Raw genomic sequence first — 277 nt, 5'->3', positions numbered from 1 at the left:
GGAAGTCCGCGTCAAATACGGCACTTCAGCTGAGGCGAACACAGAATACAGCCGCTCCCAATATTCAGACGAGGTGGAAGCTGAGATTGAAAAAATGCGCTCGCTTTCTCTGGAGAAAACAGAGCATCAAAAAGCGGCTCATGAATAATGTGCACAAGGGAAGATCGGCGCTTTTACGCCTCTTCCCTATACGCACGTATCAATTCTCCGGCTTTTCCTTTATAATAAAATGAATGAAAAAGGATGGAACGTAATGAAGCGTAAGATTGCCAAAGGA

At 45.1% G+C, this 277-nt stretch carries 1 pseudogene; it reads left to right on the top strand.

What is annotated here, in order from left to right:
* Positions 1 to 148, top strand: a pseudogene (locus SB660_RS20175) (protein LiaH); the annotation flags it as partial.
* Between the last annotated feature and the right edge of the window lie 129 nt (positions 149 to 277).

The sequence above is a fragment of the Bacillus sp. SIMBA_005 genome (assembly GCF_046535585.1).
Classification (GTDB): domain Bacteria; phylum Bacillota; class Bacilli; order Bacillales; family Bacillaceae; genus Bacillus; species Bacillus pumilus.
This window is presented reverse-complemented; position numbering and strand designations above follow the sequence as displayed.